This window comes from Thalassomonas sp. RHCl1 (assembly GCF_947387555.1).
Lineage (GTDB): Bacteria > Pseudomonadota > Gammaproteobacteria > Enterobacterales > Alteromonadaceae > Thalassomonas.
This window is the reverse complement of the sequence record NZ_CANDNZ010000001.1, coordinates 1273829-1287228: the sequence shown is the minus strand read 5'-3', so window position 1 is coordinate 1287228 and position 13400 is coordinate 1273829. Positions and strand designations below refer to the sequence as shown.

General features: G+C 49.0%; 12 protein-coding genes. 7 read left to right on the top strand and 5 right to left on the bottom strand.

Annotated elements, in window-relative coordinates:
- Nucleotides 1-106 precede the first annotated feature (106 nt).
- Nucleotides 107-1087: an alpha/beta hydrolase gene (locus tag QL234_RS05625; RefSeq protein WP_281556849.1), complete on the bottom strand. Its 981-nt coding sequence runs from the start codon at nucleotides 1085-1087 to the stop codon at nucleotides 107-109.
- Between the two features lie 66 nt (nucleotides 1088-1153).
- Nucleotides 1154-1399: a glutaredoxin domain-containing protein gene (locus QL234_RS05620; RefSeq protein WP_281556848.1), complete on the bottom strand. Its 246-nt coding sequence runs from the start codon at nucleotides 1397-1399 to the stop codon at nucleotides 1154-1156.
- 158 nt (nucleotides 1400-1557) lie between these two features.
- Here QL234_RS05620 and QL234_RS05615 point away from each other — a divergent pair, with 158 nt between their 5' ends.
- From QL234_RS05615 to QL234_RS05605, 3 genes are all read left to right on the top strand, one after another.
- Nucleotides 1558-2457: a LysR family transcriptional regulator gene (locus QL234_RS05615; RefSeq protein WP_281556847.1), complete on the top strand. Its 900-nt coding sequence runs from the start codon at nucleotides 1558-1560 to the stop codon at nucleotides 2455-2457.
- Between the two features lie 100 nt (nucleotides 2458-2557).
- Nucleotides 2558-3343: a DUF2628 domain-containing protein gene (locus QL234_RS05610; RefSeq protein ID WP_281556846.1), complete on the top strand. Its 786-nt coding sequence runs from the start codon at nucleotides 2558-2560 to the stop codon at nucleotides 3341-3343.
- A 362-nt stretch (nucleotides 3344-3705) separates the two neighbouring features.
- The gene (locus tag QL234_RS05605; RefSeq protein ID WP_281556845.1) at nucleotides 3706-6270 is read left to right on the top strand and encodes an MMPL family transporter; all 2565 of its coding nucleotides are present in this window, start codon (nucleotides 3706-3708) and stop codon (nucleotides 6268-6270) included.
- Between the two features lie 34 nt (nucleotides 6271-6304).
- Here QL234_RS05605 and QL234_RS05600 read toward each other — a convergent pair whose 3' ends face one another.
- The gene (locus QL234_RS05600) at nucleotides 6305-7606 is read right to left on the bottom strand and encodes an NAD(P)/FAD-dependent oxidoreductase (protein WP_281556844.1); all 1302 of its coding nucleotides are present in this window, start codon (nucleotides 7604-7606) and stop codon (nucleotides 6305-6307) included.
- 322 nt (nucleotides 7607-7928) lie between these two features.
- Here QL234_RS05600 and QL234_RS05595 point away from each other — a divergent pair, with 322 nt between their 5' ends.
- Both QL234_RS05595 and QL234_RS05590 read left to right on the top strand, forming a co-directional pair.
- Complete coding sequence (locus QL234_RS05595) at nucleotides 7929-8462, top strand: glycosyl hydrolase 108 family protein (RefSeq protein ID WP_281556843.1); 534 nt, start codon at nucleotides 7929-7931, stop codon at nucleotides 8460-8462.
- Between the two features lie 185 nt (nucleotides 8463-8647).
- A complete protein-coding gene (locus QL234_RS05590) occupies nucleotides 8648-9214 on the top strand; it encodes a c-type cytochrome (protein WP_281556961.1) in 567 nt (188 codons plus the stop codon).
- Nucleotides 9215-9277: 63 nt separating this feature from the next.
- Here QL234_RS05590 and QL234_RS05585 read toward each other — a convergent pair whose 3' ends face one another.
- Both QL234_RS05585 and QL234_RS05580 read right to left on the bottom strand, forming a co-directional pair.
- Nucleotides 9278-10441 carry a methyl-accepting chemotaxis protein gene (locus QL234_RS05585; RefSeq protein ID WP_281556842.1) on the bottom strand — a complete coding sequence of 388 codons (1164 nt, stop codon included), beginning with the start codon at nucleotides 10439-10441 and terminating at the stop codon, nucleotides 9278-9280.
- Between the two features lie 40 nt (nucleotides 10442-10481).
- Entirely contained in the window at nucleotides 10482-10631 is a 150-nt protein-coding gene (locus tag QL234_RS05580; RefSeq protein ID WP_281556841.1) for a hypothetical protein, read from the bottom strand.
- A 120-nt stretch (nucleotides 10632-10751) separates the two neighbouring features.
- Between QL234_RS05580 and QL234_RS05575 the strand changes: the two genes are divergently transcribed.
- Together QL234_RS05575 and QL234_RS05570 are read left to right on the top strand one after the other, a co-directional pair.
- Nucleotides 10752-10928, top strand: coding sequence for a hypothetical protein (locus tag QL234_RS05575; RefSeq protein WP_281556840.1), 177 nt, complete (start codon nucleotides 10752-10754; stop codon nucleotides 10926-10928).
- Between the two features lie 85 nt (nucleotides 10929-11013).
- A complete protein-coding gene (locus QL234_RS05570) occupies nucleotides 11014-13284 on the top strand; it encodes a nitric-oxide reductase large subunit (protein ID WP_281556839.1) in 2271 nt (756 codons plus the stop codon).
- Nucleotides 13285-13400 lie beyond the last annotated feature (116 nt).

The following is a 13400-nucleotide window of genomic DNA, read 5'->3' as shown; positions in this document are numbered from 1 at the left end:
TCTACTGACCTCTTAACTATGCTTGACTTGCTTGGCTTACATCACAAAAAAACCAGGCAATCCCGACTGAAGCAGCAAGGATTGCCATTTACATCAAGCGGCAGCTTTATTTGCCCAGCACTTGGTTTTTCATAAAGCTCTGGATCAAACCGGCAATCACATCACCGTCTTCTTCCAGGGCAAAGTGTCCGGTATCCAGGATATGAAAGTCCAGGTTTTTCAAATCACGCTTGTACGGGTGTGCGCCTTCTTCCGGGAAGATATAGTCCCCTTTGCCCCACACCAGCAATGTCGGCGGCTGGTGCTTTCTGAAATAGGCCTGCCACTGTGGATACAAGGCCGGATTGGTGCCGTAGGAATAAAATAACTCCAGCTGTATGTCTTTGTTGCCGGGACGATCGAGCTTGGCCTGATCGACAATCCAGTTATCCGGACTGATGGTTTCCTTGTTGCGGGCACCATTGGTATATTGCCACTGTGTCGCCTCTATGGTTAACAAAGCATCTTTCAATGCTTTGGCGTTTGCCGGGCTTTTATCTTGCCAATAAGCCTTGATCGGTTTCCAGAAGTCCCGCAGCCCTTCGTCATAGGCATTGCCGTTTTGTACGATTAATCCCTGTACCCGCTCGGGATGTGCTGCAGCAATCCTGAAACCTATCGGCGCGCCATAGTCCATCACATACAGGCTATATTGCTCGGCGCCGATCTTAGCTAAAAATTCGTCGGTGATCTTTGCCAGGTTATCAAAGCTGTATTCAAATTCATCCACTGCCGGCATCGAGCTATTGCCAAAGCCGGGATAATCCGGGGCGATAACATGGTAGTCCTGTGCCAGCTCTGGGATCAGGTTACGGTACATATGGGACGAGGTCGGGAAACCATGCAACAACACTATGGTCGGTGCGCTGTTATCACCGGCTTCGCGGTAAAAAATCTGCTGCCCTGCAACCTCTATGGTTTTATGCAAGGTTTGTGAAGCCCGGACATCGCTAATACCGGCAATGGCAAGAGCCAAGGCCCCGGCAGCGGTAATGAGATGGTTTTTAAAATTTGTTTTGTTGTCAAATAACTTATTTAGGGTAGTCATCAGAAATCTCCTGTTTAATGCGCTTTTCAAAGCGCTTTACAATAAAAACCGCTCGTTTATGTTCAACTAGCAGCCCGGCAATAACTTACTTTCCTGCATGGCCAGTAACTCGCTAAAACCCCCGATGGCGACATCGTTTATCAATATCTGGGGATAAGTGTTGCCCGGGGTACGCAACTGCATCCGGGCCAGGTATTGGGGATACTGATAGACGTCGTATTCGATAAAACTCAGCCCTGCCCCCGCCAGCAGGCGCTTGGCGTGGGTGCAATAACCGCATCCGGGGCGGGTATAAATTTCAATTTTGTTCATTCAAGCTCTCCTGTAACTGTTAGCTGCTGTGCTGCGATGGCTGTATTATTCACTAGGGCAATTTATTGATAAACGCCCTCAACATTGAATACTTGTCAACAAAACATTGACAGTAGTAAACTAGGGCACATAGTCAGGTAGCAAGATAAGGTTTAACGATGGATACCCTCGATGGCATGAAAACCGTGGTTGCCGTGGTAGAAACCGGCTCTTTCACTGCCGCCGGCGAGCGCCTGAGCATGTCGAAAGCCCTGGTCAGCAAATATGTCGGGGAAGTGGAGAAACATTTGGGCACCCGCTTGTTTAACCGCACCACCCGACAGCTGGCACTAACCGAAGCCGGGCGCAGTTATTATCAGCTGGCGCTGAATTTGCTGGAACAATACACGGCTATGGTAGACAAGGTGACCGGCGAACAAACCAGCCCGCGGGGGGTATTGCGCCTGAGTGCTCCGGTAACTTTTGGTGAAAAAACCCTGTCGCCGCTACTGCCAAAATTTTTACGGCTATACCCGGATTTGCAGATCGAATTGCGCCTGACCAACAGCGCCATAGACATGCTCGAAGAAGGCATAGATGTCCGTATCCGTATCGGCGGTGTTGACGACTCCACTATGATCGCCCGCCAGTTAGGCAGCTTCCCGCTGCTATTATGCGCCTCTCCCGCCTATATCGAGCAACAGGGACTGCCGACAACACCACAGCAAATCGCCGATCACAACTGCATCATTGACAGTAATTTTCGTATCGGCAAGCAATGGCCGATCATCTCAGCGCAGGGGATTGCCCACAGCATTAATGTCTCGTCCCATATCGCGGTTAACAGCCCGCAGGCGGTACGGGAGATTTCCATTGCCGGCGGCGGCATCGGCATGATCCCCGCCTTTATTGTTGAAGATGCTCTCAAAGATGGCCGGCTAATACAGGTATTACCCGAATGTACCACACTGGAATTCGGCTTGTTTGCCATCTATCCCCATCGCCAGTATGTGCCAAGAAAAGTCCGCTGTTTCCTGGACTTTGTCATGGCTGAACTTTCCCGCAAAACACCGGGTTAAATGCTAAAAAGCATGTATACTGAAATTACTTTAATTTTAAACAACTTAGCCAATATAATAAGGCCATGGTAAACAGGCGGGCTTAACAAAAGGAAGACTTATGGCTGAACAAGGCTTGGCCGATAACGGCTCTAAATATCAGGTGTCGGATAAATGGCAGACAAAGTTCGCACTGCTGGAAAAAATTGGTGCGGATAAACAGTTTATCTTTCAGGCCGCCAGGGGAGATGGCTTTAAAGCCCTGCCATTTAAACAAAGGCAGCAAATCAGCTTCAACCTGTTCGCCTTTTTGTTTGGTCCTTTTTATTATTTCGGCAAAAAAATGTGGCACAAAGGCGCCTTGCTGTTGGCACTGACCTGGCTGTGGAGTTGTTTGATCTTTATTGTTGAAATTACCCTGGAAACCAAACTGGCCAATCTCGCCTACTGGATTGTCCCTGCGGCAATATGCGCCCAGCTGGCCAATTATGATTATTTCCGTTTTATCACTCAGCAAGAAAAAACCTGGCCCGGCCTGCCGACAAAGTTTACCTCAACAGCTGGTATCATCGCCTCCCCCTTACTCGCTTTAGGATTGCTTTTTGGCCTGGCTTGGCAGTTGATGCCGGTGCAAACGCCACAATGTTACAGCAGCGAGGTGACCGAACTGGTGATTGAATTGTCAGAAAAAGAAATCCTCAAACACCTAGCCCCCTCAGAGACTTCGGATTTGAATTTAACTTTAAAGGCCATCAACACCACAGACATGGATGAGCAGACTTTAGCTTACCAATGCGCCGCCCAGTTACAGCTAGACGGCCCGGATATCAGCAACTCTATCCCGGTTAACTATTCGGTAGCGTTAATTGACAACGGCAAAGCATTTAATGTCAGTGTATTTTTATAATTAAGCGGTTGGCTAAGGCCGGTGTTAAGTGAATAACCCACTCGCCTGATCCGAAAGAGCAAATTTCTCTGGCTTTGCTCTTTCGCCCTCTTCAATCACCAATAACTACTTGATTTATATTAACTATAAATAGAAAGACCAGCCCTGGTTGAAATATTTCATCCGGGTTTCCGGGAAATTACAGCGCTAAATTCACGTTATTTACTATAGTTAAAATTAAAGTAAGGGACTGAAATCGAAGTTAATTCAAATACAGGTATCGCCTTTTGCCGCGATGTTTTTTCCCAAGTCAATAAGTACAACTGATAAAAAGAACCAAGCCGACTAACGTTCTAGCATAAATAACAAATCTGGAGAAGGATATGGTGTTTTCGATCTCTGCCTATTACGAACGCTTTATCATAGACCGGCCGAAAACAACCTTAGCGGTGATCGCCCTGGTGGTGCTTGCCTTTACTTATTATGCCCCGGGCATACGCCTGGATGCTTCTGCCGACACCCTGATCCTGGAAAATGATCAATCACTGAAATATTACCGCGGCATTAAAGCCAGGTACGGCTCTGATGACTACCTGTTTGTCACTTACTCGCCGAAAAAAGATTTGTTTTCCCAGGCCGTGCTCGACGATCTCAAGCAGCTCAGGGATAAACTCGCCGCCATTAACGGCGTATCGTCCGTCGTCAGCATCTGGGATGTCCCCTTAATCAACAGCCCGCGCATCACCCTGGATCAATTACAAGACGGCATCCGCACCTTATCGACCCCGGGACTGGATACAGAGCTTGCCCGTAAGGAGTTTATCACCAGCCCCCTGTATAAAAACATGCTGATCAGCGAAGACGGCCAAACCACCGGGCTGCAGGTCAATATTACCCGAAACGAGAAATACTACCGCTTACTGGCAGAGCGCAACGGCTTACGGGAAAAACAACTTAAACAGGCATTAACACCTATAGAGCTGGCGCAACTGGAGCAGGTATCGAAAGAGTTTTACCATTATACCGCCAGCTTGCAGCAACAACTCAAAGAGATGATTGCCGGGGTGCGCCAGGTATTGGACCAGCACAGGGGCGGCGCCGATATTTTCCTTGGCGGCATTCCCATGATCACTGCCGACTCCATCGATTATATTGCCCATGATCTGACCACCTTCAGCGTAGGCGTACTGGCTTTTATCATCTTTATTCTCGCCATCGCCTTTGGCAGACTCCATTGGGTGGTCCTGCCTATGGTTACCTGCTTTTGCGCCGGCAGTGTTATGCTGGGATTACTGACCCTGCTCGACTGGCCGATCACCGTGGTCTCCGCCAATTTTATTTCCCTGATGCTGATCGTAACCCTGTCGCTGACGGTACATTTGATCGTACGTTACCAGGAGCTGCACAGCGAGCAACCTCAAGCGGAGCAGCGCTACCTGGTCCTGACCACCATGTATAAAAAGCTCATCCCCTGTTTTTATACCACCACCACCACCATGATAGCGTTCGGCTCCCTGCTGATCAGTTTTATCCGGCCGTTAATCGATTTCGGCTGGATGATGATTATGGGCATGGCGGTGTCTTTCATCCTGGCCTTTACCCTGTTTCCCGCCACTTTGATGTTGTTAAAACCAGGAAAACCCGCGGTGCAGCAAGATCTCACCAGCAAAATGACTAAATATATCGCCGGAAAAATCCAGCTTTACCCGAAAAAAATCTTATCCGCCTATGCCCTGCTGGTGCTGCTCAGCATCGCCGGCATAGGGCTATTAACGGTGGAAAACCGCTTTATCGACTATTTTAAAAAATCGACGGAAATCTATCAGGGTATGGAGCTTATCGATCAAAAACTCGGCGGCACCACACCGTTGGAAGTGGTACTGGATGCCCCCGCGGCCTTCTTTGAGCAGGCGGATGAGGAAGAAGAAATCGATGAAGAGTTTCTGGAAGAATTTGGCATGGATGCGGAAGATTTTAGCTATGACGACGCCACCGAAGCCGGTATTACCGGCAACAGTTACTGGTTTAATGTGCAGCAACTGGATCAGGTCCGGCAAATACATGAGTACCTGGAAAGCCTGGGAGAAACCGGCAAAGTGCTTTCCATCGCCAGTACCATGGCCATGCTCAAAACCCTGGATCCCCAGGTGGTCAACGACAACTTTATGCTCTCGGTGCTCCATAGCAAGCTGTCGGAAGAAATCAAATCCTCTCTGGTGACGCCCTATATGTCCGAAGACGGTAACCAGCTGCGTTTTGGCATTCGTATCTTTGAGTCGGACCCCAACCTCAAACGGGAGCAATTACTGGAAAAAATCCGCGAAAAATTAACCGGCGATTTTCAGCTCGAGCACGGACAAATCCACCTCACCGGCATGGTGGTGCTGTATAACAATATGCTGCAAAGCCTGTTTAAATCGCAGATCCTCACCATAGGGGTAGTATTTCTGGCGATACTGCTGATGTTTCTGGTGCTGTTTAGAAACTTTAAATTATCCCTGATCGCCCTGATCCCCAATATGGTGGCCGCCGCTATGGTGCTGGGGCTGATGGGGTTTATCGGCATCCCGCTGGACTTGATGACCATCACCATAGCCGCCATCTGTATCGGCATCGCGGTGGATAATTCCATCCATTATGTCGACCGCTTTAACAGCGAATTTGACAGCCACAAGCACTACTGGCGCTCGGTCAGGCACTGTCACGGCAGTATCGGCAAGGCCATGTATTACACTTCCATCACCATCACCCTGGGCTTTTCTATCCTCGCCCTGTCCAATTTTGTGCCTACCGTCTATTTCGGCCTGCTCACCGGTTTTGCCATGCTGATGGCGCTGTTTGCCAATATGACCTTGCTGCCGTTGCTAATCGTACAATTTAAACCCAGGGGCCAGGCACAAAACGAGCAACCGCCCCTGGAAACAATTGATGCGCCGATCACGGATTAATAAAGCAATTCACCAGCAAGGCTGCCTGGTTTGCCTAATGTAATTTCATCCTCGGGCGCACCACCTTCATGATCTTTTCCGCAAACCACAAGGCGATTGTTTTGGCAGTGCCATGTATCGCCCTCTGGTGCATGCGGTACAGGGAAATATAAACCAGGCGGGCAATCCGTCCTTCAACAAACATACTGTTTTTCGTTAAATTGCCCATCAAGCTGCCGATGGTACTGTAACGGGATAAATTCACCAGCGAGCCGTAATCGACATATTGATAATCCACTAACGGCTGGCCTTTAAACTCCCTGAGCAGATTCTTTTGTACGCACAACGCCATCTGGTGCGCCGACTGGGCCCGTGGCGGCACCCAGTTGCCGTCGGGAAGACGGCAGGCACAACAATCGCCGATCACCGAAATATCCGCATCAACACTCGCCGTTAAATCTCCTTTTACCAGAATCTGGTTGGCGCGGTTCAATTCAAAAATCCCCATATCCTTAATAAAATCAGGCGCCTTAACCCCGGCGGCCCACAGCATCAAATCTGCCGGAATAAGCTGTTCCTCGCTGGTAATAAAACCTTGCTCACTGGCTTTGGCTATCCGGGTATTCTCCATCACATTTACGCCGAGCCCGGACAATTCGCGGCGCACCGCAGCCGAGATCCTAGGCGGTAAGGCAGGTAAAATACTGCTTCCCGCTTCAATCAGGTGAATATTGAGTTTTTTCCCGGTCATATTGCTCAGGCCGTAAACTTTGAGCAGATCGGCAACATGATACAGCTCGGCAGAAAGTTCCACCCCGGTGGCGCCGGCACCGACGATGGCGATATTTAGGGATTTGTTGTTTTCCGCCTGATGAATGCGGGTAAAATTATCCAGCAGGGCATTGTGGAAGCGTTTCGCCTGCTGATGGGAGTCAAGGAAATAACAATGTTCTTTAATGCCGGGAGTATTAAAGTCATTACTGACACTGCCGACGGCAATCACCAGCTTATCGTAACTGACCTCGCGCCAGGGTAATATTTGCTGGCCATTTTCATCCAGCTGCGGTGCCAGGGTCAGGGATTTATTTTTAATATCCAGGGCACTGAAAGTACCGAGCTGAAACTGATAGCCATGTTTGGCAGCATGGGCGGAATAGACCACACCGTCAAGATCGGAGTCAAGCGAGCCCGTCGCCACCTCATGTAACAGCGGCTTCCAGATATGATTGCGATTTTTATCAATTAACAGTATCTGTGCTTTATTACGTTTTCCCAGTTTATGTCCTAACTGCGTGGCTAATTCCAAGCCCCCCGCACCGCCACCGACAATGACTATTTTAGGATGTGTTGATTTCATGATAATGCCCTCAAAGTGTTATAGGGCTGAAAACTTCAAAATTATCAGGCCAATAACACTTACCTCACAGGGCAAAGACATTGTGCCGACTATTGATGGTTTTGTCACTAAATAATCAACATAAATTCAAGTGTTTAGTTAATTTTACAGCGAGTAATAGTACTTTTTCATCTCCCGGGAAAGATGGTCTGCGACATTTCGGATCGCTTGCTTTTCAAACAAAATGTTCAATACTTATTGCTAAGTGTTAATCAATAAAGCCGTTCATTGTCATACACTTAGCAAGATAGCTAATAAAAAAGTCCAACAAAGGGAAAGTGCCATGGCAGATTTCGACACCGCATTTGAACTTACCATGGCAGCTGAAGGCGGCTATGTCCATGATCCCGATGACCCCGGCGGGGAAACCTATAAGGGCGTCGCCCGGGCCAGGAACCCAAAGTGGCCGGGATGGAAGGAAATAGATTTGCTGAAAAAAAGCGATGACTTTCCCGAAAACCTGGATGCCCATCTTGCCCTGCAAAGCCAGATAAAAAACCTCTATAAAAGCAATTACTGGGACAAGATCAGCGGCGATGACATCGCAGAGCAGGACATCGCCGCATCCATTTTTGATTTCGCCGTCAATGCCGGCCCCAAGACCAGCGCCAAACTGGCCCAGGTCACCGTTGGCGCCAAGGCAGACGGTATTGTCGGCCCCAAGACCCTGAAAAAAATCAATGCCGATGATAAACGGGCTTTTTTGGCTGTCTTCGCCCTCGCCAAAATAGGCCGTTATGTCGATATCTGCGAAAAGCGCAAAACCAGTAGAAAGTACTTTTTTGGCTGGGTCCGGCGTACGTTAGAAGGAATATAACAGGATAATCGCCGCAGACAAGCTAGAATAATATTAACAATAATTTTACCTTTATTTTTAGGCAGCAGGTTTCATCTTTCATACTTATGTCTATTCAGCAACGGATAACAGCCAGTGCGTGCCTGCGCCAATATAACAGACAAACAGGCAAGCTGATCTCTTCAGCTGTATTGGTCGTACTATTGATGCTAACACCACAGGTAAAAGGTGACGTACCCGCCTTTATCCGCCATTGCATGGACTGCCATGGCGAAAACGGCGTCAGCGTGCACAGCGATGTGCCCACCATTGCCGGTTTGTCGGCGGCCTATCACAAAGCCAGTCTCTATGCCTATCAAAGCAAACTGCGGCCGGCGCCAGCTTCAAAATACCGCCACGGCGACCTTCGGCGCGCCGCCACAGATATGAAAGCCATCAGCGATAAATTATCCGATAAACAAATCACTTATATTTCCCTGTATTTTGCCGCGCAAAGGTTTGTACCGGCCAAACAAAACTTTAATCCGCTACTGGTAGACCTGGGGGAAAAAATCCATCAAAGCTACTGTCGACGATGCCATAAGCAAGGAGGCAGCAGAGCCGGTGATGATAGCGGCCTGCTCGCCGGCCAGTGGAGCCCCTACCTGAGAACCACCATGCAGGCTTACCGTGACGGCTCTCGGGAGATGGAAAAGAAAATGAAAATCATGCTAAATAAAATTACCGAACATGAGTGGCAGGCGCTGCTGGCATATTACGCCAGTCAGCAATAGTGCCGGTCCACAATAAATCATCACGCCGGCTACAAAGCTGCCGACCGGCAAGCCTCCGGGACTTTAAATAATAAAGGTATCAAGCTGGGCAACAATTTCCCTGGTTACCCCTTCCAGACGTTTACCTTCAAGGTTCAACTCCCGGCAATCGTCGGCATTTGAGCCGGAAAGTTCACGCAAAATCGTAATCTCTTCAACCACCTGTGTTACCAGTGAATGGATATGGCGGATATCAGCATCTTCCCGGTTTGCTTGCCCGCCGATCAACTGCAAAATGCTGTCGATATTTTCACATGCCCGGGTAATTTCTTTCTGACTCACCCGGGAATGCTGCGAAAGCTTAGACAAATTTTGCGACTGTAATTTTACTTCTTCATCCGCCTGTTTCACCGCATCCGCGATATTGGTGATAATTTGATTAATTTCCAGCAAACTGCTTTGGGTGGAATTGGCCAGCTGCCTGACTTCACCTGCCACCACGGCAAAGCCCCGGCCATGCTCCCCTGCCCGGGCCGCTTCAATCGCGGCATTAAGTGCCAGCAAATTGGTTTGCTCCGCTATGGTATTGATCACAGACACCACAGAGGCAATAGCACTTGCCTGCTCCGACAAGGCATCAAATTTTCCACTGAGGCTTTCGCTACTGCTGACATAAAGCCGCACCATGTCCGCCATGGTTTCCATACTGCTACTGGTATCTTGCAGCCCCTGCTTGGTTTGATGAACCCGGGATTCGGTATCTTTGGCTTTTTCCACCAGGGTCAGGGAGTATTCATCCAGGGTTTGGCATTTTTGGGAAATGGTGCCGACCCTTAAATCCTGTTGCGATATCCGCCGGGCAATACTCGATGTTTTTGTCGTCAACACCTGCGCCACTTGTTCCGAGGTATCCGCCTGGGCCTTGATCCCCAACAGTGTCTTTTGAACATTCTCCCTGAAGGCATTGATAACCTTTAAAATCTTACCCATCTCACTGTTATAGTCACTGTTGATATCACAGGGAACCGAAAGGTTTTTTTGTTCAAAATGCCCCATATAGGCAGTGATCTTCCTTAACGAGTCTACCCCCCAGTGTTTCTCATCCAAATCGTGGATCACCAGTAACAGCACTACGATATACTGCAACACCTGGGAAAATGTTTGCTCGGTATACAGCAGGGCATTAAAAAATAAACCTATGGCACCTAACCAATGGATCAGCCGCATTCTAAAAAATAATGATTGCATAATCACTCCAAGTACTTCTGGCGATCGTTAAACGCCAACTTCAATTACCCTTAGCAATATCAAGCTTTATGCCATAACGTTTTAACCAAGTTATTAATAGTAAAAAATAACGGTTAACTGCTGCTAAACCGGTACATTTTTCCATAAATTCGCCTGAGTCCAAGCGGATAAAAATCCATAAACTATTCATTTAATTGCTTTTTATCATAAGCATCTTCTCCTGATCATTTTCTGGTACAGCCTGTGCAATATCCGGGTTAACCGTAAATTCAAAACCAACGATTCATCGCTAGCACAGGTGGGAAAGCTCATGAAAAGCAAAGCATTAATGACATTATTTAAAATAACTCCCAGCAGGAAAACAAACAAAATAAACACTATAAATCAACCACTTAAAACAAAGAAACATAACAAGAACGAATCAGAAGGCACCGGCGAACACTGCCTTGACGGCTATGCCGCCATGGGGGTTTTACAACTGGTATAAGTACAAAGAGTGTCTTTTAGACAGTATCAAATTTACAACCACACATATTTAAATGTCATATGGACAACTTAAAAAAGGATAAAGCATGAAATCAACTAAACGCATTTGGCAAGCACTCTTTGCTGTCTTTATCTGCTCATTTGGCGTGCTGCTCTACCTTGGCAGTGAAATCTACCAGCAAGCGCCCCCTATCCCAGAGCGGATCCAAAGCGAAAGCGGCCAGGTCATCTTTACTAAAGAAGATATCGAGCAGGGTCAACTGGTGTGGCGCTCTATGGGCGGACACCAAAACGGCTCTATCTGGGGCCACGGCAGTTTGCTCGCCCCCGACTGGAACGCCGACTGGCTGCACCGTGAAGCCCTGGCCTCGTTAGAGCTACTGGCCAAAGCCGTCTATAACCAAAGCTATAAAAGCTTAACCGTGCCGCAGCAAAAATACCTGCAGGCGCAACTGCAGCAAGATATCCGTGCCAACCGTTATAATCCGGCCACCGGTGAGATCACTGTCTCCGAAAACAGGGCACAGGTGATTTTATCCCTGAGCCGCTACTACCAGGGCTTATTCAGTGCCGATCCGCAATTTACCGCCCTGCGTGAACAATACGCATTAAAAGAAGGGGTGCTGAAAGATAAACAACGCGCCTACCGCTTAAGCGCCTTTTTCTTCTGGAGCACCTGGGCCACGGTCACAGAACGTCCGGGCAAAGACATCAGCTATACCAGTAACTGGCCTTATGAGCCGCTGGTTGCCAACGAACCGGACGGCGATCTGCTCGGCTGGTCGATGTTCTCCATTATTTTAATGATCGCCGGCATCGGCGCCCTGGTGTGGTACCATGCCAGCTTAAAACATGAACCGCTGCCGACGCCGTCAAAAACCGACCCGCTGCTGTCCCTGGACATTAAACCGTCGCAACGTGCGGTCTTTAAATATTTTCTTACCGCTATCGGCTTGTTTTTATTACAAATCACCCTCGGCGGCATTACCGCCCACTACGCAGTGGAAGGCCAGGAGTTTTACGGCTACCCGCTGGCGGAAATCCTGCCTTATGCCGTTACCCGCACCTGGCATACCCAATTGGCGGTATTCTGGATAGCCACCGCCTGGCTCGGCACCGGATTATTTATTGCCCCCGCCCTGTCAAATCATGAACCCAAATTTCAGAAACTCGGCGTAAATGTGCTCTGGGTCGCGCTGCTGGTGGTGGTTTTAGGCTCCATGTTCGGCGAATGGTATGCCGCGCAGCAAATCTGGGACCTGGACACCAGTTACTGGTTTGGTCATCAGGGATATGAGTTCGTCGACCTTGGCCGCATCTGGCAGATTTTATTGCTGGCAGGTTTGCTGATCTGGCTCGCCCTGATCACCCGCGCCATCCTGCCCGCCCTGAGCGATAACCACGAACACAGGCCTGTGGTCATGGTGCTGTTTTTATCTTCCGTCGCCATAGGGTTGTTCTACGGGGTTGGTTTGATGATGGGCAAACACACCCATCTCGCCATTGCCGAATACTGGCGCTGGTGGGTGGTACACCTGTGGGTGGAAGGCTTCTTTGAAACCTTTGCCGCCGCCGTGGTGTCGTTATTATTTGTCCGCCTTGGCCTGATACGGGCAAAATCCGCCAATACCACGGTACTCTTTACCACGGTTATTTTCCTCACCGGCGGCATTATCGGCACCCTGCACCACTTATATTTCGGCGGTACGCCAACCTCGGTTATCGCCTGGGGCGCCTCTTTCTCTGCCCTGGAAGTAGTGCCGCTGGCGCTGATAGGTTTTGAAGCGTTCGAGAGTTACAAACTCGGCCAGGCCTCTCCCTGGATGACACGTTATAAATGGGCGATTATGTTCTTCGTTGCCTGCTCTTTCTGGAACCTGGTGGGCGCCGGTGTCTTTGGCTTCCTCATCAACCCGCCGATCTCGTTATATTATATCCAGGGGCTGAACATCACCGCCTTACATGCCCACACCGCCTTTATGGGCGTCTACGGCATGCTCGGCATAGGCTTGATCCTGTTCTGCGTCCGCCCTATGGTGAGCGAGAATTACTGGAACGATAAGCTGCTTAAATACGCCTTCTGGACCTTAAACCTGGGTCTGGCGATGATGGCCTTTATGTCGCTATTACCGGTAGGTGTGATCCAGTTTAATGCGGTCATGGAGCAAGGTTACTGGTATGCAAGATCGCCGGAAATCATTCACAGCGCAGCGGTGGAAAGCCTGGTGTGGTGGCGTTTGCCCGGTGATGTCGTTTTTGCCGCCGGCGGCGGCTTTATCATCCTGTTTATGCTCAATGCCCTGAGAAGCTTTTTACCGCAAAAAACAACACCGGGACTGACACTCAACCAGGAATAACCTTAAGGCACCGGGTATACCCTTGATATAAAGTGCCCCAAGAGCAAAGCCGGACTTCACTCAAGTTTGGCTTTGCTCTTTCTTTTTAAGTACAGTAACAGCAAAGTACTATTTCT